The organism is Streptomyces xinghaiensis S187 (assembly GCF_000220705.2).
In the GTDB taxonomy this organism is placed as follows: Bacteria; Actinomycetota; Actinomycetes; order Streptomycetales; family Streptomycetaceae; genus Streptomyces; species Streptomyces xinghaiensis.
In genome coordinates this window covers 2,981,842-3,003,857 of the sequence record NZ_CP023202.1, presented here as the reverse complement: position 1 = coordinate 3,003,857, position 22,016 = coordinate 2,981,842, and the positions used below count along the sequence as shown (strand labels likewise).

Sequence of the window (22,016 nt, the reverse complement as noted above, 5' to 3'; positions counted from 1 at the left end):
GGAGACCCGAGACCACTGGTCACCACCCCAATGACCCGGTGCATCCCCAGTGCACCCACGCCCCCGAAACAGTGAGGATCCAGATATGAGCCCCAACTCCACGGGCGACACCACCACCGCGAAGCTCGGTCCGGGCGCCCTGCAGGCGCTGATCCGGGACGGCGGAGGCCCCCGCCTGCTGGATGTTCGGACTCCGGGCGAGTTCCAGAGCGTCCACATCCCCGGCTCCTACAACGTCCCGCTCGACACCCTCAAGGAGCACCGCCAGGAGCTGCTGTCGCACCTGGACGAGGACGTCGTGCTGATCTGCCGCTCCGGCGGCCGCGCGGCCCAGGCCGAGCAGGCGCTGGCCGAGGCCGGCCTGCCCAACCTCCGGGTGCTCGACGGCGGCATGGTCGCCTGGGAGACCGCGGGAGGCGACGTCAAGCGCGGAGCCGACCGCTGGGACCTGGAGCGCCAGGTCCGGCTGGTCGCCGGATCGATCGTCCTGATCAGCGGCATCGCCGGGATCTTCCTCCCGGGCTGGCACCTCGTCGGCACCTTCGTCGGCGCGGGCCTGACCTTCGCGGCGCTCAGCAACACCTGCGCCATGGGGATGATGCTCTCGAAGCTCCCCTACAACCGCGGACCGAAGACGGACCTCAAGACCGTCATCCAGTCATTGCGGGGTGACCGCGCGTGATAGCACTTGTCATCGCCGGATCGCTGCTGATCGGGATCAGCCTCGGCATCCTCGGCGGCGGCGGCTCCATCCTGACCGTCCCGATCCTGATCTACCTGGCCGGCATGGACGCGAAGGAGGCCATCGCCACCTCGCTGCTGGTCGTCGGCGTCACCTCGCTCGCCGGTCTGGTCTCGCACGCCCGTGCGGGCCGGGTCCGCTGGCGTACCGGACTGCTGTTCGGTGTGGCGGGTATGACCGGTGCCTACGCGGGCGGCCGGCTGGCCGAGTTCATCCCCGGGACCGTGCTGCTCATCGCCTTCGCCCTGATGATGCTCGCCACGGCGGTCGCCATGCTCAAGGGCCGCAAGAAGGAGCTCAAGAGCAAGCACGAGGAGATGCCGGTCCTGCACGTCCTGGTGGACGGTGTGGTCGTCGGCCTGGTCACCGGCCTCGTCGGCGCCGGCGGCGGCTTCCTCATCGTCCCGGCCCTGGCCCTGCTGGGCGGGCTCCCGATGGGCGTCGCCGTGGGCACCTCGCTGCTGGTGATCTCCATGAAGTCCTTCGCGGGACTGGCGGGCTACCTCTCCAGCGTGCAGATCGACTGGGGCCTGGCGGGCATCGTCACCGCCGCGGCCGTGGTCGGCAGCCTGGTCGGCGGACGGGTCGCGGGACGCATCCCGCAGGACACGCTCCGCAAGGGCTTCGGCTGGTTCGTGGTCGTCATGGGCGTCTTCGTCCTCGGCCAGCAGGTCAGCGCGGACCTCCGTGAGACCGTGCTGACCAGCCCGGTCACCTGGGCCGTGGTCGCCGTCCTGGCGGCGTTCCTGATCTTCGGAATCCGGCGCAAGAGCTGCGCGGCCGGTGCCGGGGGTGCCGCCCTCGGCCAGGACGGCCCCGGCTGCCCGGCGGAGCGCGACATCGCGGCACGGGAGGACGCCAAGGCCGCGCGGGCCGCGGAGGACGCGAAGCCCGGCGCGGAGGGTAAGGGGACCGACGACGGCGAGAGCGGCGCCGGTGCCGGTGCCGCCGAGGCCCGGCGGCGCGAGCGGCAGCGGGCCGGGAGCACCGGCTCGCACCGGGCCTGACCCCTCCGGCCCGCTCTCCGGACGGAACCCGGCCGCCCCCGGCGCGGCACAGCCCGCGGTGGCACGGTGCGTACCGTGCCACCGCGGGCTCGTGTGTGCCGGGGGCGGAGCCCGGCCGGTGATTGCGCGCCGCTCGGCTCAGAAGGTGAGCTTCCAGCTGTCGATGTAGCCGCTGTCCTGGCGGTACACGTCCCGGACCCGCAGCTTCCAGGTGCCGTTCGCCGTCTCGCCGGAGACGTCGGCCGTGTAGGTGGCGATCACATCGTCGGCGCCGTCCCAGCTGCTGGAGTCCTTCAGCCGGTACGCGGTGCCGTCCGGAGCCAGCAGATCGATCACCAGATCGCCCCGGTAGCTGTGCTTGATGTCGACCCCGATCCTGAGCGCCGCCGGGGCGCTGCCCGTACGGTCGGCCACGGCCACGGGGGAGACCGCCTCCGAGGTGCCGTCGGGGATGGCGACGTCCTCGGTGTTCTCGTAGACGACGGACGGGTCCGTACCGCCGCCGCCGTCCGCGCCGAGCGTCCAGACGGCGTGGGCGAGGGCGTCGCTGTTGCGGTCCAGGGCGGTGTCGTCGACGTTCGCCAGGGTGTCGCAGGACGAGTGGTAGCAGCTGTCGAACGCCCGCCCGGCCGTGCCGCCCCACTTCTGCGCCTGCGCCGACGACTTGGTGCGGCTCGCGCCGGTGAACAGACCGCCGACCGGGATGCCGTAGTTCTTGAACGAGGCGTGGTCGGAGCGGCCGTCGCCCTCGGTCTCGATCTCCGTCGGCACGCCCTTGGCCGCGAAGAAGTCCTTGAAGACCTTCTCGATGGCCGGGTCGTCGTCGTAGACGAAGTAGCCGGGGTTCGGCGAGGCGATCATGTCGAAGTTGAGGTAGCCGCCGATCGCGGACCGCTGGGTGCTCGTCAGGTTGCGCACGTAGTGGTTGGAGCCGACCAGGCCCAGCTCCTCCGCACCCCACCAGCCGAACCGCAGGTGCCGGTCCGGCTGGTGGCCCTCGCGCGCCACGGCGAGCGCGGTCTCCAGGACGGCGGCCGAACCGGAGCCGTTGTCGTTCATCCCGGGGCCGCTGCTCACGGAGTCGAGGTGGGCTCCGGCCATGAGGACGTTCCCGGTGTCGCCGCCGGGCCAGTCGGCGATGAGGTTGTAGCCGGTGGAGCCGTTCGAAGTGAACTGCTGGACGGTGGTGGTGTACCCGGCGGCGTCCAGCTTCGCCTTGATGTGGTCGACGGCGGCCTTGTAGCCGGGCCGGCCGTGGGCGCGGTTGCCGCCGTTGGCGGAGGCTATCGACTGCAGATCGGAGAGGTGCGCCTTGACGGCGGAGAGCGGGATGTCCGGGGCCGCGGCGGCGGCCCGGGGTGAGGACTCCGCGGCGGACGCGGCCGACGCGACGGCGGCCGGGGCGAGCAGCGCGACGGCGGCGGCGGTGGCGAGGGCGGCCGTGGAGGCCCGGCGGGGCCGCGGACGTGGTCTTCGGGCGGGGCGGTGCTCGCGGTGCGGGGGAGTGAGGCGCATGGGGGCTCCGTTTCCGGACGTGGGTGCGAACGGTTGGATGACGGATCGCGCGGGCCGCCCCGCGCTGGGTGGGCGCGGGGCGGGAGGTTCAGCTGAACGTTCGATTGACGTGGGCATGATGTTCGGCTCCGCGCCACTGTCCCGTCAAGACGCAATCCGGACTGGGGCGTTCGGAAATCGGACACTCGCACGGACACCCGCACGGACGCACCCCGGCGTCGGGCAGTCGGGCAGTGGGGCCGGTCGACGGGCCGTGCCCGGGGGAGGCGAGGGGAGAAGAGGGCCGGGCCCCCGGGTGCCGGCCGCCCCGGAATCCGGGATGCGGCCGTCCCGCCCCGCCGCCTAGGGTCGCCGGTGGCGGAGCCGCCGAGCCGCAGAACGAGTTGCGGGCTGCCGTCGGCAGGAACAGCCCGGAGCAGAGGCAAAGGACAGGGACGGAAACGGTGAGGCCCCCCGCATGACCGACGCCCTCTTCCCGCCCGCCCGCCGGGAGATCGCGCCCGGTGCGGTCCATGTGCCCGGCTGGCTGGACCCGGCCGCGCAGCGCCGTCTGGTCGCCGCCTGCCGCGCGTGGGCCCGCGGCCCGGTGCCGATCCGGCACACCCGGCTGCCGCGCGGCGGCGTGATGTCCGTGCAGACGGTCTGCCTGGGCTGGCACTGGTCCCCGTACCGCTACACCCGCACCGCCGTGGACGCGGGCGGCGGCCGGGTCGCGGAACTGCCGGAGTGGCTGGCCGAACTGGGCCGCCGCGCCGTGGCCGAGGCCTACGGGGACCCGGCGGCCGGTGCCGCGTACGCCCCCGACACCGCGCTGGTCAACTTCTACGACGGCGCGGCCCGCATGGGCATGCACCAGGACAAGGACGAACGCTCCGCCGCCCCCGTCGTCTCCCTCTCCCTCGGCGACACCTGCGTCTTCCGCTTCGGCAACACCGAGACCCGCACCAGGCCGTACACCGACCTCGAACTGGCCTCCGGCGACCTCTTCGTCTTCGGCGGCCCCTCCCGCTACGCCTACCACGCCGTCCCGAAGACCCTGCCGGGCACCGCCGACCCGGCCCTCGGCCTCACCGGCCGCCTCAACATCACCCTCCGCGAAACGGGCCTCCCCGTGGACTGAGCAGACTGCCCGCGGTCAAGCCGCTGCTGACTGCGTTAGCCCGTCCGGGGGTCCCATCCGCATCCTCCCTCGCAGGTATGCAGCGGAGGCCGAGACTCGGCGGGATACAGACCGCATGGATGCCGCTGCCGGGACGCGCGAGGAGGAGGCGGTGACGACTCGATGAGCGTCATGAAGCACAAGTGCGTGGACGACCACGAAGGTCCCTGGACCGTGGAAGACGTCCTCGCCCTCCCCGAGCATCCGGCACGCGCCCGCTATGAGCTGGTGGACGGTGCGCTGATGATGTCTCCGGCGCCCGGCTTGGCGCACCAGATTGCTTCCCAGTGTCTCGCACGCGGTATCGATGACGCGATCGCCGCCGCCGGGGCCCCTTTTCTCCTTGCCGCGGCGTCCATCGTGATCGGCGAGTCCCGGCTGTTCATCCCCGACATCGTGGTGGTGGACCGGTCGGCCGTCCGGCGGGACACGGTCGCGGTTCCCCTGGAGGCCGTGCTGCTGCTGGCGGAGATCGTCACACCGCACAGCCGCGCGGCCGACCGCATCCTCAAGCCCGCCCTCTATGCCCAGGCCAAGGTGCCCGCCTACTGGCGGATCGAGCTCGAACCGGAGCCGGCCGTGCTGGTGCACGAGCTCTCCGGGGACGCCTACCGCGAGGTCCAGCGCGTCACCGGCAAGCAGAGCGTCGAGGTCGGCGGGGCGTTCCCGGTGGACCTGGACGTCGCGGCCCTGCTGGACGACCTGGAGGACTGAGCTGAGGGGCCGGAGTGTCCCGCCCCGGTGATGTCTCCCGGGGTGACGCGGCCCTCCGTCCGCCGCAGACTGGGCTGCATGGACCATCTCGAACAGCTCTACCGGCACTGGCTGCAGGACCTCTGGGGCGGCGACTACGACCTGGCGCCCGAGATCCTGACCCCCGGCTTCACCGGCCACTGGCCCGACCGCGAGGTACACGGCCCGGACGGTGCCGTCGAAGCGATCCGCCAGTCCCACGCCCTCTTCGGTGACATCAACACCACCCTCGACGTCGGCCCGGTCATCGACGGGGACCGGCTCGCCGCCCGCTGGACCTTCCACGGCACCTACCAGGGCGGAATCCCCGGCACCACTGCCCCGCCCGGCACCCGTATCAGCTTCACCGGCCACGACATCTTCCGCGCCGAGGGGCGCCGCTTCGCCGAGTACTGGGTGGTCTCCGACGTCCTCGGCATGATGACCCGGCTCGGCGCGCTCGGCGGCTGACGGGCCCCCTCCGCCCGCCCGTACGAGGCCGCGGGCGTCCCGGGTCCGCCGTTCCCGGCCCGCCATCCGGACGGCTCAGGAACCCGTGGTACCCGGGCCCTCCGCGCGGGCGGCGGCCGCCGCCTCGGTCTCGGTGACGGGGCCCGCCAGGGGGAGATCCGTACGGGGGCGGTCCGCGCCGCCGGGTCCGGTGCCTGGCCCGGTGCCCGTCCTCTCCGCCGCCTCCACGGCGGCCGCCGCCTCGGCCGCGGCCTTCTCCGCCGCCGCGGCGCCCGCCCGGCGGAGGTCGCCCCGGGTCCGGTGCGCGGTGCGGAGCGCGTCCCAGGTCAGCAGGGACAGGGCCAGCCAGACCAGGGAGAAGCCGGCCCAGCGCTCCGGCGGCATCTCCTCGTGGAAGACGGCGACACCCAGGACGAACTGGGTGAGCGGGGTCAGGTACTGCAGCAGGCCGATCGTGGACAGCGGCAGCCGGACGGCGGCGCCGCCGAAGCAGACCAGCGGGAGCGCGGTGACCGCGCCGGCGCTGATGAGGAGCACGGCGTGCCCGGTGCCCTCGGTGGTGAAGGTGCTCTCGCCACGCGAGCCCAGGAAGAGCAGGAAGCCCAGGGCCGGCAGGAACTGCAGGGAGGTCTCGGCGGCCAGGGACTCCAGGCCGTCCAGCCCCACGTGCTTCTTGACCAGGCCGTAGAGAGCGAAGGACAGGGCCAGCGAGAGGGCGATCCACGGCAGTTCGCCGTAGCCGAGGGTGAGCACGAGCACCGCGACGGCGCCGATGCCGACGGCCGACCACTGCGCGGGCCGCAGCCGCTCGCGCAGCAGCAGGACCCCGAAGGCGATGCTGACCAGGGGGTTGATGAAGTAGCCGAGGGCGGCCTCGACGACATGGCCGGAGTTGACGCTCCAGATGTACAGGCCCCAGTTGGCCGAGATCAGAGTGGCGCCCAGGGCGATCAGCCCGATCCGCCGGGGCTGCCGCAGCAGCGGACGCAGCCAGGACCAGCGGCGCAGCACCAGCAGCACGAGCCCGACCACGGCCAGCGACCACACCATGCGGTGCGCCAGGATCTCCACCGCGTCGGCGGGTTCCAGCAGCGGCCAGTAGAGCGGGAAGAGGCCCCAGATCCCGTAGGCGGCGAATCCGTAGACCAGCCCGGTCCGGTGCTCGCTCATCGGCTTCAAGGGGTTCCTCCTGGGGCGGCACGGCGACAGCAACGACGGTAACGCCGCCGGGGGGTACCTGTCATGTCCGTATCGCTCCATGGTCATGACGAGAGAGGCGGGGCCCGGCACGGGCAAGGGCCGCTGCCCGGGGGCAGCGGCCCTTGCCTCGGAGCCCGGTTCGGGGCGGGCGGGTCAGCCCGCGACCGTCCAGGTGTCGTTGCCGTGCAGGAGGGCGGACAGGTCGCCCTTGCCGTGGCGCTCCACGGCGGCCTCCAGCTGGTCGGCCATGAGGGTGTCGTAGACCGGGCGCTCGACGCTGCGCAGCACGCCGATGGGCGTGTGGTGCAGGGTGTCCGCGTCGGCCAGCCGGGAGAGGGCGAAGGCCGTGGTCGGGGACGTGGCGTGGGCGTCGTGGACCAGGACGGCGGCGGCGTTCTCGGCCGTCACGTCGACGACCAGGAGGTCGCCGGTGGCCTGGTCGCGGACGACGCCCTTGGAGCCGAGGCCGTCGCCGCCCTCCTCCTCGCTCCACGGGAGGCCGAAGCGGATCGGCCGGCCGTGTTCGAGGCGGATGACGGCTTCCTTCGCCTGCTGCTTGTCCTTGAGTACCTCGAAGGCGCCGTCGTTGAAGATGTTGCAGTTCTGGTAGATCTCCACCAGCGCGGTGCCGGGGTGGGCGGCGGCCTGGCGCAGCACCTCGGTGAGGTGCTTGCGGTCGGAGTCGACCGTGCGGGCGACGAAGGACGCCTCGGCGCCGATCGCGAGCGACACCGGGTTGAAGGGCGCGTCCAGCGAGCCCATCGGCGTCGACTTCGTGATCTTGCCGAGCTCGGAGGTCGGGCTGTACTGGCCCTTGGTCAGCCCGTAGATCCGGTTGTTGAAGAGCAGGATCTTGAGGTTGACGTTGCGGCGCAGCGCGTGGATGAGGTGGTTGCCGCCGATGGAGAGCGCGTCGCCGTCGCCGGTGACGACCCAGACGGACAGGTCGCGCCGGGAGGAGGCGAGACCGGTCGCGATCGCGGGCGCGCGGCCGTGGATCGAGTGCATCCCGTAGGTGTTCATGTAGTACGGGAAGCGGGAGGAGCAGCCGATGCCGGAGACGAAGACGATGTTCTCCTTGGCCAGCCCCAGCTCGGGCATGAAGCCCTGCACGGCGGCCAGTACGGCGTAGTCACCGCAGCCGGGGCACCAGCGGACCTCCTGGTCCGACTTGAAGTCCTTCATCGACTGCGGGGCCTCGGCGCGGGGCACCAGGGAGAGCGCCTCGAACGGGGTGGCGGACCTGCCGTTCGCCGCCCCCGCGGTGCTCCCCTCCGTCGCTGTCTCAGTCATCGATGGCCTCCTTGACCACGCCGGCGAGCTGCTCGGCCTTGAACGGCATTCCGTTCACCTGGTTGTACGAGCGGGCGTCGACCAGGTACTTCGCCCGCAGCAGGGCGGCGAGCTGGCCGAGGTTCATCTCCGGTACGACCACCCGGTCGTACCGCTTCAGCACCTCGCCCAGATTCCGCGGGAAGGGGTTGAGATGGCGCAGATGGGCCTGGGCGACGGAACGGCCCCCGGCGCGGACGCGGCGCACCGCGGCCGTGACGGGGCCGTAGGTCGAGCCCCAGCCCAGGACCAGCACCTTCGCCTCACCGGACGGGTCGTCGACCAGGAGGTCCGGGACCTCGATGCCGTCGATCTTGGCCTGGCGGGTGCGGACCATGAAGTCGTGGTTGGCCGGGTCGTAGGAGATGTTGCCTGTGCCGTCCTGCTTCTCGATGCCGCCGATGCGGTGTTCGAGACCGGGGGTGCCGGGAACGACCCAGGGGCGCGCGAGGGTGTGCGGGTCGCGCTTGTAGGGCCAGAACACCTCGGTGCCGTCGGCCAGTTCGTGGTTGGGGCCGGAGGCGAAGCGCACGGTCAGATCGGGCAGGTCCTCGACCTCGGGAATGCGCCAGGGCTCGGAGCCGTTGGCGAGGTACCCGTCGGAGAGCAGGAAGACCGGGGTGCGGTAGGCGAGCGCGATCCGGGCGGCGTCGATCGCGGCGTCGAAGCAGTCCGCCGGGGTCGCCGGGGCGACGACCGGCACCGGAGCCTCGCCGTTGCGGCCGTACATGGCCTGCAGCAGGTCGGCCTGCTCGGTCTTGGTGGGCAGGCCGGTGGAGGGGCCGCCGCGCTGGATGTCCACGACCAGCAGCGGCAGTTCCAGGGAGACGGCGAGCCCGATGGTCTCGGACTTGAGCGCGACCCCGGGGCCGGAGGTGGTGGTCACCGCCAGCGCCCCGCCGAAGGCCGCACCGAGCGCCGCGCCGATGGCGGCGATCTCGTCCTCGGCCTGGAAGGTGCGCACACCGAAGTTCTTGTGCTTGGACAGCTCGTGCAGGATGTCCGAGGCCGGGGTGATCGGGTACGAGCCCAGGTAGAGCGGGAGGTCCGCCTGCTGAGACGCGGCGATCAGCCCGTAGGACAGCGCGAGGTTGCCGGAGATGTTGCGGTACGTGCCGGCGGGGAACGCGGCGGCGGCCGGGGCCACCTCGTAGGAGACCGCGAAGTCCTCGGTGGTCTCGCCGAAGTTCCAGCCCGCGCGGAAGGCCGCGACGTTCGCCTCGGCGATCTCCGGCTTCTTGGCGAACTTGCTGCGCAGGAAGCGTTCGGTGCCCTCGGTCGGCCGGTGGTACATCCACGACAGCAGGCCCAGCGCGAACATGTTCTTGGAGCGGCCGGCGTCCTTGCGGGAGAGGTCGTAGCCCTTCAGGGCCTCGACGGTCAGGGTGGTCAGCGGCACCGGGTGCACCCGGTACGCCTCCAGGGAGCCGTCGTCCAGCGGGCTGGCGGCGTAGCCGACCTTGGCCATGGCGCGCTTGGTGAACTCGTCGGTGTTGACGATGATCTCCGCGCCGTGCGGCAGGTCGGCGAGGTTGGCCTTGAGCGCGGCCGGGTTCATCGCGACCAGGACGTTCGGCGCGTCACCCGGGGTGAGGATGTCGTGGTCGGCGAAGTGCAGCTGGAAGCTGGAGACGCCGGGCAGGGTGCCGGCGGGGGCGCGGATCTCGGCGGGGAAGTTGGGCAGCGTGGAGAGGTCGTTGCCGAAGGAGGCGGTCTCCGAGGTGAAGCGGTCACCCGTCAGCTGCATGCCGTCGCCCGAGTCACCCGCGAAGCGGATGATCACACGGTCGAGGCGGTGGACTTCCTTGCCCGGCGCGCCGGGCGCGGCGCCGGCCGCGCGGTCCCCGGCGGCTGCCCCGCCGTCCTGCTCGGCTGGGCTACTGACCTGGCTGGTCACTGAACTGGACCTCCCTTGAGGCGGCGACTCCGGGATCCGGACACGTCGGCCGGCCGTCCCGCTGGCCACTCTACGTCGGTAAGGGTGGCCTTCCCTGGATAGTTCATATGGTGGACATGATTATGAGACGGACATGAGAGGTCAGCATCGGTCATTTCCGCCATTCCCCCGTGCCTTTCCGGGCGTTCTCCGGTGGTGCTCATGGCCGGCTGCCTCCGCCTCTCCTTTCTCTCCCGCCTCGGTCCCTCTTCGTGCTTCCCGCGGCCGTTCCCGGCCCGTTCCGTCCCCCGCCGGGGTTCCCGCGGACCGGCCTTCCGGCGGTACTCGCCGGCACCCGGGGCCGCGGCTCGGGCGAACCGTTGCGACGCCCCGCCCGGCCCATGGTCCAACACTCCGGTGACCGCCTCTCTTCCGCCCCCGCCGGGCGGCCGGACCGGCGGGGCGGAGGGGCCGCCCGGCGGCCGCCCGAAGGGCTCGGCCGGGGCCCGCGCGCCCGTGCGGCCGTACGCCTGTGCACGGCGCGGCCCGCGCCGCGAAGGCCTCTCCGGGATGCGGTCAGGACTTCAGATAGGTGAGCACCGCCAGCACCCGGCGGTGATCCCCGTCACTCGGTGAGAGGCCGAGCTTCAGGAAGATGTTGCTCACATGCTTCTCCACCGCGCCGTCGCTCACCACCAACTGGCGCGCGATGGCCGAATTCGTCCGTCCCTCGGCCATCAGCCCCAGCACCTCCCGCTCGCGCGGGGTGAGGTTCGCCAGCACGTCCTGCTTGCGGCTGCGGCCCAGGAGCTGGGCGACGACCTCCGGGTCCAGGGCGGTGCCGCCGGCGGCGACGCGCACCACCGCGTCGACGAACTCCCGCACCTCGGCGACCCGGTCCTTGAGCAGATAGCCGACGCCCCGGCTGCTCGCCGCCAGCAGCTCGGTCGCGTACTGCTCCTCCACGTACTGCGACAGCACCAGCACCCCGACCCCCGGGTGCTCGCGGCGGAGCCGCACCGCCGCCCGCACGCCCTCGTCGGTGTGGGTGGGCGGCATCCGCACGTCGGCGACCACCACGTCCGGCAGCGCCCCGTCGGCCGCCAGCTCCCCGATGACCTTGAGCAGTGCCTCCGCGTCCCCCACCCCGGCGACGACCTCGTGGCCCCGGTCGGTGAGCAGCCGGGTCAGGCCCTCCCGCAGGAGGACCGAGTCCTCGGCGATGACCACGCGCACCCCGGTGTTCTCCCGCTCCCGTGTCCGTGCCGTGCTGTCCCTGTCGTTCACGTCCTCGTCCCCCAGCTCCGCGATCCCCCGACGGTCGGCACCAGCATCCCAGGTATCGGATACCGGCGCGCGGCTGTCGCCGGCCGGACACGGAGCCGAGGGGGCGGGGCCGCCGGGACGGAACGCCGCCGGGACGGGGAACACCGCCGCGGCGGGCCCCGCGCCGGTCAGTCCCTCCAGGGCAGCTCGGCGGTGACCACGGTGCCGCGGCCGGCGGGGGAGTCCACGGCGAGGACCCCGTCCACCGCCTCGACCCGCTCCGCCAGCCCGGCCAGTCCCGTCCCCGGAGCCGGACCGTCGGCGCTCATGGCCGCCGTCGCGCCGCCGGCCCCGTCGTCGGAGACCTGCAGCATCAGCCGGTCGCCGGCGCGCCAGATGTCGACGGTGGCCCGGCGGGCTCCGCTGTGTTTGCTGATGTTCTGGAGGAGTTCGGAGACGGTGAAGTAGGCGATGCCTTCGATGGCGGGTGCGGGGCGGTGGGGGAGGTCGGTGGTGACGGTGACGGGGACGGTGCAGCGGGCGGCGAGGTGGGAGAGGGCGGGGCCGAGTCCGCGGTCGGTGAGGATGGCGGGGTGGATGCCGCGGGCGAGGTCGCGGAGTTCGCGGAGGGCGGTTTTCACTTCGCCGTGGGCTTCGTCGACCATTTTGGCGGCGGCTTGGGGGTCTTCGAGGAGTTTTTCTTTGGCGAGGCCGAGGTCCATGGCGAGGGCGACGAGGCGGGCCTGTGCTCCGTCGTGCAGGTCGCGTTCGATGCGGCGCAGGTCGGCGGCGGCCGTGTCCACCACCGTCCCCCGCCCCGACTCCAGCTCCGAGACCCGGGCGGCCAGCCGCGAGGGCCCCAGCAGACCGGCGACCAGCCCCCGGTCCACCATCGTCATCCCGCGGAACACCCACGGCGTCGCCAGAACGACCAGCAAACCGGCGGCGCCCGTCAGCAGGATTTCGAACGGGGTGTCGAGATAGAAGGTGGTGCCGCGCCCGTCGCCGTAGAGCTGGATACCCGACGGACCGGCGCCGTCCGGCAGGAACGGGAACCAGAGCGGGTAGAGCAGCAGCGACCAGCCGGACGTCCACAGGGAGACCGCGACGGAGAAGCCGAACACCGCCCACGGGAAGTGCACCACGGCGTAGAGCAGATGCCGCCAGGAGACCCCGCTCTTGAGGAGCGCCCCGACCCACGCGAACATCCCGGGAGCCTCCGGACGCACCGGCGCCGGCGCCCCGACGTCCAGGTCCAGCAGCATCCGCGCCCGGCCGCGCTCCACCGCGCCCAGCGCCCGGCAGCCGGCCAGGGCGGCGGCGAGCACGGGAACGCCGAGGAAGGTGACGAGCAGCCCGAGACCGGTGGCCGTCATCGAGACCGCGAAGACGAACATCACCAGCGCCATCGGCAGATTGAGCAGCAGATAGAGGAATTCGCGCCAGGTCCGGCCCTCCAGCGGCGCGCGCAGCGCCGCCGGCAGCCTGCGGACGCGGGTCTCCGATGCGTCGTACGCGGTGGCCATGGTGTCGTCCGTCCGTTCTGCCGTGGTGGCCGCGGGGCCGGTGCCGCGCGGTCCGCCGGGTGGGGGTGGTTCCATGCTGCGGCGGCGGGGGCCGGCGGGGCCATGGAGCGGGTCGGCGTCCGCGGGTGGGGTTTTCCCCACCGGCGGGGGAGAGGCGGGCCGGGGGAGACGGGTGAGGAGGTGGCCGGGGGAGCGCCGCGGCCGCCGGTCCGGAGCGGGCCGGAGCCGAGCGGTCCGGAGCAGGCCGGAGCGGGCCGGAGGGGCGGGAGGCCGGAAGGGAACCGCCGGCCCGTGGCGGGCCGGGCGTGCTCAGCTCGCAGGCCGCTCGCGCCACGGCAGTTCGGCCGTCACCGTGGTCGGCCCGCCCGGCGGCGAGTCCAGGACGAACAGCCCGTCCACCGCCTCCAGCCGCTCCGCCAGCCCGGTCAGGCCGCTGCCCCCGTCCGGGCTCGCGCCGCCCTTGCCGTCGTCCCGCACCTGGACCAGCAGCCGGTCGCCGCTCCGCCACATCTCCACCCGGGCCGTCCGCGCCCCGCTGTGTTTGCTGATGTTCTGGAGGAGTTCGGAGACGGTGAAGTAGGCGATGCCTTCGATGGCGGGTGCGGGGCGGTGGGGGAGGTCGGTGGTGACGGTGACGGGGACGGTGCAGCGGGCGGCGAGGTGGGAGAGGGCGGGGCCGAGTCCGCGGTCGGTGAGGATGGCGGGGTGGATGCCGCGGGCGAGGTCGCGGAGTTCGCGGAGGGCGGTTTTCACTTCGCCGTGGGCTTCGTCGACCATTTTGGCGGCGGCTTGGGGGTCTTCGAGGAGTTTTTCTTTGGCGAGGCCGAGGTCCATGGCGAGGGCGACGAGGCGGGCCTGTGCTCCGTCGTGCAGGTCGCGTTCGATGCGGCGCAGGTCGGCGGCGGCCGTGTCCACCACCGTCCCCCGGCCCGACTCCAGCTCGGCGATGCGCCGCTCCAGTTCGTCCGAGGGCGACAGCAGCCCCCGCACCATCGCCCGGTCACCGTGCGTCAGCGCCCGCGCCGTCCACCCCAGCACGGGCCAGGCGGCGAAGAGCGAGACGAGGGTCACGGTGAAGGTGAGCACCCCCCACGGCAGCCTGATCAGCGAGTACAGCACGGTCCGCCAGCCCACCGGGTCCTTCAGGCTGCTCCACAGCCAGGGGAAGAAACCGCCGTGCGCGCGGCCCCGGATGGGGCTCGGCTCCTCGACCGGCAGGGCCAGCAGTACCCGTGCGCGGGCCCGCTCCAGCTTGCCGAACTGGCGTGCCCCCAGAAGCCCGAGGGCCAGCACCGGCAGACCGATCACCGTCACGGAGAGCGCCGCGCCCGCGTACAGCCACACCGACACATAGGCGAACCCCGCGACACCCAGCGGCAGATTGGCGAGGAGATGCGCGATCTCCCGCCAGGTCTGCGCCCCGTAAGCGAAGCCGGGCGACGCGAGCCGCTCGCGGTCTTCCGGGGCCCGGCCCGTCCCGTCCGCGCCTCCTCCCCGCGGCCCGGGGCGGCGGGTGGCGCGGGCAGCGGAAGTGTCGGTCATGCGCTCAGCCTGCCGGAGGGGGCGGGGCCCGCGCCATGGGGACGCCCGGGGGCCGGGGGTGGGGACAACCCCACCGTTCCCCCACCAGGTGCGGTACGGGCTGCTCACACGCGGGCGGGCAGGGCCTAGACTCCCTGCGTACAGATCGTCGGACGGACGGCCGGGAGGGCGCCCGTGCGGACGTCGTGAAGAGAGTGTGGACGGCGTCGGGAAGACGTTCGGACGACGTGGAGAGAACGCAGCCGAGTAACGAGGGGCGGACGTGCTGGAGCCGACCGTACGCACGGCACCTGTCCAGTTGGCGGCGGATTACTTCGAGGGCTACGCGGTCGTCGGCGTGCTCGCCGCCGTCGGGGTGCTCTTCGTCGTCGTGGCGTTCACGGCCGGGCGGTTGCTCCGGCCGGTGGTGCCCACACCGGAGAAGCTGCTGACGTACGAGTGCGGGGTCGACCCCGTGGGCGAGGGCTGGGCGCACACCCAGGTCCGCTACTACGTCTACGCCTTCCTGTACGTGATCTTCGCCGTGGACTCGATCTTCCTGTTTCCGTGGGCGACGGTCTTCGCCGCGCCGGGCTTCGGCGGCGTCACGCTGGTGGAGATGTTCGTCTTCCTCGGCTTCCTCGCCGTCGGCCTGCTGTACGCCTGGAAGAAGGGCGTCCTGGAATGGACGTGACGAACACGGCCGGCGGCCCCGGCGGCCCCGCCCAGCACGGTGGCCCCGCCGGTCAAGGAGCCTCCGCCGGCCCCGAGTTCCTGCCGGAGCCGCGCCGTCTCGGCGTGCTCTCCCGGCTCGCGCCCGAGCCGATGAAGGTGGTCCTCAACTGGGGCCGCCGCTACAGCCTCTGGGTCTTCAACTTCGGACTCGCCTGCTGCGCGATCGAGTTCATCGCCGCGTCGATGGCCCGGCACGACTTCATCCGGCTCGGCGTCATCCCCTTCGCGCCCGGCCCGCGCCAGGCCGACCTGATGGTGGTCTCCGGCACGGTCACCGACAAGATGGCGCCCGCGGTCCGCCGGTTGTACGAACAGATGCCCGAGCCGAAGTACGTCATCTCCTTCGGCGCCTGCTCCAACTGCGGCGGCCCGTACTGGGACTCGTACTCGGTGACGAAGGGCGTGGACCAGATCATCCCCGTCGACGTCTACGTCCCCGGCTGCCCGCCCCGGCCGGAGGCGCTGCTCCAGGGCATCCTCAAGCTCCAGGAGAAGATCGCGCGGGAGTCGCTGGGCGAGCGGTACGGACCCGGGACCGGGCCGGCCGCCGGGCGCCGCCCCACGGCGGCCCAGCTCCGCAGCGGACCGGTCCAGGCACCGCCCGCCCCGGCGGGGGACGGTACGGACCCCGGCCCGGGAGCGGGCGCCGCGGACGAGCCCACCCCGGCGGCAGCGGCGGCCGAGACGGCCGCCGGCGAACCGCGTTCCGGCGGCGGCACCGCGGCCGGCGCCGCCCCGCCCGAGCCACCTGCCGACCGCCCGTCCACCGCGTCCCCGGCGGAGGAGGGCCCGGCGGCCGGGCCCGGGCACCCCGGCAGCGCGCCGAAGCCGCCGACCGCCCCCGAGGAGGGCGACCGATGACCGAGCCGAACCGGCCCGACGAGGCCGACGGGCCCGCCGAGGCCGACGGCGGCACCGCCGCCGGACAGCCGCCCGTCGGCTGGCTCCCCGGGGCCGCCGAAGAACTGTTCGGTGCCGGGGCGACGGCCTCGGACGCCTACGACCTGCTCACCGTCGATGTGCCGGCCGCCTCCTGGGTGCTCGCCCTGGAGATCGCCCGGGACGCGCTCCGCTGCACGTACTTCGACTGGCTGAGCGCCGTGGACGAGCCCGGCACCGGCTTCCTGGTGGCCGCGCACCTCGTCTCCCTGCCCGACGCCGCCTCCGGAACGGGCGTGCGGCGGCTGCTCGTCCGGACGACCGTCCCGCACGACGCCGCCGAACTGCCCACCGCCTCCGGCGTGTACGCGGGCGCGACCTGGCACGAGCGCGAGACGCACGAGATGTTCGGCATCGGCTTCACCGGCCACCCCGGACTGGAGAAGCTGCTGCTCCCCGAGAACTTCGAGGGGCACCCGCTGCGCAAGGACTTCGTCCTGGCGGCCCGGGTCGCCAAGGCGTGGCCGGGAGCCAAGGAGCCCGGCGAGTCCGGGCACGGCGGGCCCAAGCGGCGGCAGATGCTGCCGCCGGGCGTGCCGGACCCGAACGAATGGGGCCCTTTGAAGGGCCAGTTGCCCCCGGCGCCCACCCGCGCCGCCCGCGGTGCGCGGGCGGCCGGTGCGGCGGGCCGGGCCGGTGCGGCGGGCGCCGCCGCCCCGGCGGGCGCGGCCGAGCGCAGGCCGCGCCGGGCCCGCAGCGCGAGCGCCGGCTCCGCGAGCCAGCGGGCGGCGGAGCGGGAGGGAACGCCCCCGGACGGCGCGGCGGCCCCGCCCGCGACGGGAACGGACGAGCCCGCCCGGGACACCGGTACGCCGGAGAGCGGCCCGCGCGGGAGCGGCCCGAAGGACAGCGGCCCGGGCGACAGCGGACGCGCGGCCGGGAAGCGCCCGGCGGGGGAGTCCGCCGGGCGGAAGCCGGCGCCGCGCTCCCCGGACGCGCCCTGGCTCAACCCCGGCCCCGACGCGGACTCCGGCTCCGACACGGACTCCGGCCCTGACACGGACTCCGGCTCCGACGCGGACTCCGGCTCCGACTCCGGCTCCGACTCCGCGGGAGGCGACTCGTGAGCGACGTGCTCGACGTCGTATGGCGGCTGCTCGCGGTCTTCCTGGCGTTCCTCGTCCTGCCGCTCGTGGTCGGCCAGACCGAACACAAGGTCATGGCCCATATGCAGGGCCGGCTCGGCCCGATGTACGCGGGCGGCTTCCACGGCTGGGCCCAACTGGTGGCGGACGGCGTCAAGTTCGCGCAGAAGGAGGACATCGTCCCGGCGCGGGCCGACCGGCGCGTCTTCCAGCTCGCGCCCGCCGTCGCGCTGCTGCCGTATCTGCTGGTGCTGGTCGCCATCCCGGTCGGCCCGGGGGACGCCGTCGGCCAGTCCCTGGACGCGGGCATCTTCTTCGTGCTGGCGGTGCTGGGCGTCGGCGTGCTCGGCTCACTGATGGGCGGCTGGGCGTCGGCGAACAAGTTCTCGCTGCTCGGTGGCCTCCGCACGGCCGCCCAGCTGCTGGCGTACGAGCTGCCGATGCTGCTGGCCGCCGCCTCCGTGGCGATGGCCGCCGGGACGGTGTCGCTCACCGGCATCGTGGACGGCTTCCAGTGGTGGTGGGTGCCGTGGCAGATCACCGGCGCGCTGGTCTTCTTCACGGCCGGGCTCGCGGAGCTGCAGCGGCCGCCGTTCGACATGCCGGTGGCCGACTCCGAGATCATCTTCGGCGCGTACACCGAGTACACCGGTCTGCGCTTCGCGCTGTTCCTGCTCGCCGAGTACGCGGGGATCGTCGTGCTCTGCGCGCTGACCGCCGTGCTCTTCCTCGGCGGCTGGCACGGGCCGTTCGCGGCCGACGGACTCGGCTGGGTCTGGACCCTGCTCAAGACCGGGCTGCTCGCGTTCGTCGTCATCTGGCTGCGGGTCAGCTACCCGAGGCTCCGCGAGGACCAGTTGCAGAAGCTCGCCTGGACCGTGCTCGTCCCGCTCGCGCTCACGCAGATCGCGCTCACCGGTGTCGTCAAGGTGGTGATTTCCTGATGTCCCCCATGCCGGGCAGCGGCCTCGCCAAGGGGCTGGCCGTGACGCTGCGGACGATGACGCGGCGCGCGCACACCGCCCGTTACCCGGATGTGCAGCCCGAACTGCCGCCGCGCTCGCGCGGTGTGATCGGGCTGTTCGAGGAGAACTGCACGGTCTGCATGCTCTGCGCCCGGGAGTGCCCGGACTGGTGCATCTACATCGACTCGCACAAGGAGACGGTGCCCCCGGCCGCGCCGGGCGGGCGCGAACGCAGCCGCAATGTGCTCGACCGGTTCGCCATCGACTTCGCGCTCTGCATGTACTGCGGCATCTGCATCGAGGTCTGCCCCTTCGACGCGCTGTTCTGGTCACCGGAGTTCGAGTACGCCGAGACCGACATTCTCGAACTCACCCACGAGCGCGACAAGCTCCGCGAGTGGATGTGGACGGTGCCCGCCCCGCCCGCGCTCGACGCGGCGGCCGAGGAGCCGAAGGAGATCGCGGCGGCCCGCAAGACCGCCGACAAGATCGCGGCGGCCGAGCAGGCGGCCGAGGCCGAGCAGGCGGCGGGCGGACAGCAGCCGGGCGGGCCGGAGCAGCCGGAGCAGCGGCGGGAGGGCGGCGCATGACCGGGACCGGTCCGGCGCTCCTCGCCGCCGGAACCCTGGCCGCCTCCGAGCAGACCCGGGGCTTTCTGTCGACCTCCGGTGTGGAGATCGCCTTCCTGCTGGTTGGCCTGGTCACCCTGGGCGCTGCGGTCGTCACCGTCACCACCCGGCAACTGGTGCACGCCGCGCTCTGGCTGGTCGTGGCGCTCGGCGGACTGGCCGTCGAGTACCTGCTGCTGACGGCCGAGTTCATCGCCTGGGTGCAGGTGCTGATCTACGTGGGCTCGGTGGTGGTCCTGCTGCTCTTCGGGCTGATGCTGACCAGGGCGCCCATCGGCCGCTCCCCGGACGCGGATTCGGGCAACCGCCCGGTCGCGCTGGCGGTTGCGTCGGTGGCCGCGGTGACCCTGGTCTGGGTGGTCGTGGACGCCTTCCGCACCACCTGGATCGACCTGGACGGGCCCGCGCGGGGCAGCACGGAGGCCTCCGGCCGGATGCTGTTCAGCCACTGGGTGCTGCCGTTCGAGGCGCTGTCCGTGCTGCTGCTCGCCGCCCTCGTCGGGGCGATCGTCCTCTCCCGCAGAAACGGCACCCCGGCCACTCCGCCGGCCGGCCCCGGCACACCGCCCCCGGGCCGGTCCGGAAACACCACCGGCCGCGGCGGCGGTGCCGGAAGCAGCGCCGGCGGCACGCGCGGCGGCAGCGCCGGGAACGGGAGCGGCACCGGCCGGAACGGCGACCGGGACGACAAGGAGCAGGGCTGATGCATCTCGCCTATCCCGCCGTGCTGGCCGCCCTCCTCTTCTGCACCGGCCTCTACGGCGTCCTCGCCCGGCGCAACGCGATCCTGGTCCTCATGTCGGTCGAGCTGATGCTCAACGCCGTCAACCTCAACCTGGTCGCCTTCGACGTCTGGCTCCGCGACACCCTGCACGCCGGGCAGGCGCTGACCCTCTTCACCATCACCATCGCCGCCGCCGAGATCGGCATCGGCCTCGCCATCGTCCTCCTCGTGTACCGCAACCGGGGAAGCTCCGACATCGACCGGCTCCGGGACACCGCCGAACCCGGCGGACGCGGCCCGGACACCGGCCCGGACGGGACCACCGCCGCGGCGGCGGACGGCACCCAGCAGGCACCGGAACAGAAGGCAGAGGCCGCCGCGTGACGACCACGACCCTTGCCGTCCTCGTCCCCCTCCTGCCGTTCCTCGGCGCCGCGGCGATCCTGCTCACCGGCCGGCGGGCCCCCGGCTTCGTGCGGCCCCTCGCCGTGCTGCCGACCCTCGCGGCCGCGATCCTGGCCGGGTTCACCGCCGTGCGCCAGGGCGGCGGCGAGGCCCTGGACGCCGGGACCCGGCTGACGCCCACCGGATCCGTCCCGATCGATCTCGCCCTGCACCTGGACGGGTTCGCGGTGCTGGTCGCCGTGCTCGTCGGCACCGTCGCCACCTGCGTGCAGCTCTACTCGACCGGCTACCTCCGGGACGACCCCCGCTACGCCTCCTACGCCGCCCTGGTCTCCCTCTTCACCGCCGCGATGCTGCTCGTCGTCTACTCCGGCGATCTGATGGTGCTGCTGGTCGGCTGGGAAATCATGGGCATCTGCTCGTACTTCCTGGTCGGCCACTACTGGGAGACGGAGGCAGCCCGCGCCGCCTCCCTCAAGGCGTTCCTCGTCACCAAGCTCGGTGACGTGCCCCTCCTCATCGGCCTGTTCGCGCTCGCCGACGAGGCCGGCACCTTCCGCATCAGCGGCGTCCTCACCGCGGCCTCCTCCGGTGACGGGCTCGCCCATCCCACCCTGATCGCGCTGCTGCTGCTCGCGGGCGTGGCGGGCAAGTCCGCGCAGTTCCCGCTCCACACCTGGCTGCCCGACGCGATGGCCGGCCCCACGCCGGTCTCCGCGCTGATCCACGCCGCGACGATGGTCGCCGCCGGTGTCTACTTCGTCGCCCGGCTGCTGCCGGTCTTCACCTCCTCCGCCGTCGCGCTCGTCGTCCTCGGGCTGATGGCCGCCGTGACGATGGCCGGCTCCGCGCTCGCCGCCCTCGCCCAGGACGACATCAAACGCGTCCTCGCCTACTCCACCCTGGGCCAGCTCGGCTATATGACCGGGGCCCTGGCCGTCGGCGAGCGCGGTGCCGCCGTCTTCCACCTCCTCACCCACGGAGCGTTCAAGGCCCTCCTCTTCCTCGGCGCGGGCGTGCTCATCCACGTCGCCGGGACCAACTCGCTCGCCGCCATGTCCCGGATGCCGGAGCTGCGCCGGCGTGCGCCCGACGCCTTCTGGACGATGACGGTCGCCCTGCTGGCCCTGGCCGCCGTCCCGCCGTTCAGCGGCTTCTTCTCCAAGGAGGCGGTGCTGGGCGCCGCCGAGCACACCGCCCTCGGCGACTCCCCGGGCATCCCGGCCGCCGCGGGCTGGATCGTGCTCGCCGCCGGCCTGCTCACCGCCCTCCTCACCGCCGCCTACGCCACCCGTCTCTGGCTCCTCATGGGCGTCCCCGGCGCCCGCGCGTCCGCCGCTCCGGACGCCGTTCCGGACGCCGCTCCGGCCGCGGCCCCGGGAACCACACCGGCCGCCGGCCGGAGTACGGAGCCGGCCGCGGCCACCGTCCCGGACGACGGCGAGGACGCGCGCTCCGCACCGGCCGGCGCCGGCCCGGCCGGGGAGCCCGGTGCGGCCGGCGCCCCCGGTCTCACGCCCAATACCCCGCACCACGGCCCCACGCCCGTGGTCATGAACGCCGTGCTCTGGGTGCTGTTCCTCCCCGCGGCCGGGCTCGGCGCCGCCGTGGGGTGGCTGCCCCGCTGGTTCGACGGCGACTCGCTCGCCCCGACCCTGGTCACCTCCGTCCTCGGCACCGGTCTCGCCCTCGTCGGCATCCTCCTCACCTACGCCACCTGGCGGCACACCACGGCACTGGCCCGCCCGGCGGTCCGCCCCTTCCCGGCGGCGGCCGTGCCCGCGCACCCCGGGACCGGGGAGCCCGCCCGCTCCGAGGCGGAGGCCATCGCCACCCACGAACCGGCCTACGGGGACATCGCCTCCGCCCCCGACCCGGCCGACCCCGGACGGCTCCTCCTCGGCCCGCTGCACCGGCACGCCGCCGCCGGCTTCCACCTCGACCGGCTCTACTCCGCGGTCTTCGTCCGCCCCGTCCGCGCCGCCGCACGCCTGGTGAACTTCCTCGACCGCGAGGTCGTCGAGACCTACGTCCGCGGTGCCGCCGCCGGACCGGGCCTCCTGGGCGCCGCCGTCCGCCGTGCCCAGACCGGCAATGTGCAGACCTATCTGGGCGCCCTGCTCGCGGGCTCCGTCGTCCTGGCCGTAGCCGCCGTCCTCGTCGCCACCGGAACCGGAGCGTGACCCG

Annotated in this window: 20 protein-coding genes; 13 read left to right on the top strand and 7 right to left on the bottom strand. The window is 73.4% G+C overall.

Going from position 1 to position 22,016, the window contains the following annotated elements; translation table 11 throughout:
• The first annotated feature begins 85 nt into the window (after window positions 1-85).
• Together SXIN_RS12815 and SXIN_RS12810 are read left to right on the top strand one after the other, a co-directional pair.
• Window positions 86-682: a rhodanese-like domain-containing protein gene (locus tag SXIN_RS12815; RefSeq protein WP_019707781.1), complete on the top strand. Its 597-nt coding sequence runs from the start codon at window positions 86-88 to the stop codon at window positions 680-682.
• Complete coding sequence (locus SXIN_RS12810) at window positions 679-1,749, top strand: sulfite exporter TauE/SafE family protein (protein ID WP_420341046.1); 1,071 nt, start codon at window positions 679-681, stop codon at window positions 1,747-1,749. Before SXIN_RS12815 ends, SXIN_RS12810 begins: the two co-directional genes overlap by 4 nt.
• A 138-nt stretch (window positions 1,750-1,887) precedes the next feature.
• On the opposite strand, the gene SXIN_RS12805 is transcribed toward SXIN_RS12810, so the two are convergent.
• The gene (locus SXIN_RS12805; protein ID WP_095757006.1) at window positions 1,888-3,264 is read right to left on the bottom strand and encodes a M28 family peptidase; all 1,377 of its coding nucleotides are present in this window, start codon (window positions 3,262-3,264) and stop codon (window positions 1,888-1,890) included.
• A gap of 457 nt (window positions 3,265-3,721) precedes the next feature.
• Between SXIN_RS12805 and SXIN_RS12800 the strand changes: the two genes are divergently transcribed.
• From SXIN_RS12800 to SXIN_RS12790, 3 genes are all read left to right on the top strand, one after another.
• Window positions 3,722-4,384: an alpha-ketoglutarate-dependent dioxygenase AlkB family protein gene (locus SXIN_RS12800; protein WP_019707783.1), complete on the top strand. Its 663-nt coding sequence runs from the start codon at window positions 3,722-3,724 to the stop codon at window positions 4,382-4,384.
• A gap of 162 nt (window positions 4,385-4,546) precedes the next feature.
• Complete coding sequence (locus SXIN_RS12795; RefSeq protein ID WP_019707784.1) at window positions 4,547-5,137, top strand: Uma2 family endonuclease; 591 nt, start codon at window positions 4,547-4,549, stop codon at window positions 5,135-5,137.
• A 78-nt stretch (window positions 5,138-5,215) separates the two neighbouring features.
• On the top strand, window positions 5,216-5,626 hold the full coding sequence (locus tag SXIN_RS12790; RefSeq protein WP_039820576.1) for an ester cyclase: 411 nt from the start codon (window positions 5,216-5,218) through the stop codon (window positions 5,624-5,626).
• A gap of 75 nt (window positions 5,627-5,701) precedes the next feature.
• Here SXIN_RS12790 and rarD read toward each other — a convergent pair whose 3' ends face one another.
• The 6 genes from rarD to SXIN_RS12760 form a co-directional block, all read right to left on the bottom strand.
• Window positions 5,702-6,796 carry an EamA family transporter RarD gene (rarD, locus tag SXIN_RS12785; protein WP_192883583.1) on the bottom strand — a complete coding sequence of 365 codons (1,095 nt, stop codon included), beginning with the start codon at window positions 6,794-6,796 and terminating at the stop codon, window positions 5,702-5,704.
• Between the two features lie 183 nt (window positions 6,797-6,979).
• Window positions 6,980-8,119, bottom strand: a complete 1,140-nt coding sequence (locus tag SXIN_RS12780; RefSeq protein ID WP_019707787.1) for a 2-oxoacid:ferredoxin oxidoreductase subunit beta — start codon at window positions 8,117-8,119, stop codon at window positions 6,980-6,982.
• Window positions 8,112-10,055 (bottom strand): 2-oxoacid:acceptor oxidoreductase subunit alpha, encoded by a 1,944-nt coding sequence (locus tag SXIN_RS12775; RefSeq protein WP_019707788.1) that lies wholly within the window; start codon window positions 10,053-10,055, stop codon window positions 8,112-8,114. The genes SXIN_RS12780 and SXIN_RS12775 overlap by 8 nt, the downstream gene beginning before the upstream one ends.
• A gap of 555 nt (window positions 10,056-10,610) precedes the next feature.
• On the bottom strand, window positions 10,611-11,270 hold the full coding sequence (locus SXIN_RS12770) for a response regulator transcription factor (protein WP_039820580.1): 660 nt from the start codon (window positions 11,268-11,270) through the stop codon (window positions 10,611-10,613).
• A gap of 218 nt (window positions 11,271-11,488) precedes the next feature.
• Window positions 11,489-12,826: a sensor histidine kinase gene (locus tag SXIN_RS12765; RefSeq protein ID WP_095757004.1), complete on the bottom strand. Its 1,338-nt coding sequence runs from the start codon at window positions 12,824-12,826 to the stop codon at window positions 11,489-11,491.
• A gap of 309 nt (window positions 12,827-13,135) precedes the next feature.
• The gene (locus tag SXIN_RS12760; RefSeq protein ID WP_095757003.1) at window positions 13,136-14,368 is read right to left on the bottom strand and encodes a sensor histidine kinase; all 1,233 of its coding nucleotides are present in this window, start codon (window positions 14,366-14,368) and stop codon (window positions 13,136-13,138) included.
• 262 nt (window positions 14,369-14,630) lie between these two features.
• Between SXIN_RS12760 and SXIN_RS12755 the strand changes: the two genes are divergently transcribed.
• Genes SXIN_RS12755 through SXIN_RS32140 form a run of 8 tightly spaced genes read left to right on the top strand, consistent with a single transcriptional unit; the run spans window position 14,631 to window position 22,012 of the window.
• Complete coding sequence (locus SXIN_RS12755; RefSeq protein ID WP_019707791.1) at window positions 14,631-15,041, top strand: NADH-quinone oxidoreductase subunit A; 411 nt, start codon at window positions 14,631-14,633, stop codon at window positions 15,039-15,041.
• Window positions 15,032-15,943 (top strand): NADH-quinone oxidoreductase subunit B, encoded by a 912-nt coding sequence (locus SXIN_RS12750; protein ID WP_238153748.1) that lies wholly within the window; start codon window positions 15,032-15,034, stop codon window positions 15,941-15,943. Before SXIN_RS12755 ends, SXIN_RS12750 begins: the two co-directional genes overlap by 10 nt.
• Entirely contained in the window at window positions 15,940-17,088 is a 1,149-nt protein-coding gene (locus SXIN_RS12745; protein ID WP_095757002.1) for an NADH-quinone oxidoreductase subunit C, read from the top strand. Before SXIN_RS12750 ends, SXIN_RS12745 begins: the two co-directional genes overlap by 4 nt.
• Window positions 17,085-18,050: a complex I subunit 1/NuoH family protein gene (locus SXIN_RS12740; RefSeq protein WP_019707793.1), complete on the top strand. Its 966-nt coding sequence runs from the start codon at window positions 17,085-17,087 to the stop codon at window positions 18,048-18,050. The genes SXIN_RS12745 and SXIN_RS12740 overlap by 4 nt, the downstream gene beginning before the upstream one ends.
• Window positions 18,050-18,661, top strand: coding sequence for a NuoI/complex I 23 kDa subunit family protein (locus SXIN_RS12735; RefSeq protein ID WP_095757001.1), 612 nt, complete (start codon window positions 18,050-18,052; stop codon window positions 18,659-18,661). The genes SXIN_RS12740 and SXIN_RS12735 overlap by 1 nt, the downstream gene beginning before the upstream one ends.
• On the top strand, window positions 18,658-19,404 hold the full coding sequence (locus SXIN_RS12730; protein WP_019707795.1) for an NADH-quinone oxidoreductase subunit J family protein: 747 nt from the start codon (window positions 18,658-18,660) through the stop codon (window positions 19,402-19,404). Before SXIN_RS12735 ends, SXIN_RS12730 begins: the two co-directional genes overlap by 4 nt.
• The gene (gene nuoK / locus SXIN_RS12725) at window positions 19,404-19,808 is read left to right on the top strand and encodes an NADH-quinone oxidoreductase subunit NuoK (protein ID WP_019707796.1); all 405 of its coding nucleotides are present in this window, start codon (window positions 19,404-19,406) and stop codon (window positions 19,806-19,808) included. Before SXIN_RS12730 ends, nuoK begins: the two co-directional genes overlap by 1 nt.
• The gene (locus tag SXIN_RS32140; protein WP_238153747.1) at window positions 19,805-22,012 is read left to right on the top strand and encodes an NADH-quinone oxidoreductase subunit 5 family protein; all 2,208 of its coding nucleotides are present in this window, start codon (window positions 19,805-19,807) and stop codon (window positions 22,010-22,012) included. Before nuoK ends, SXIN_RS32140 begins: the two co-directional genes overlap by 4 nt.
• Window positions 22,013-22,016 lie beyond the last annotated feature (4 nt).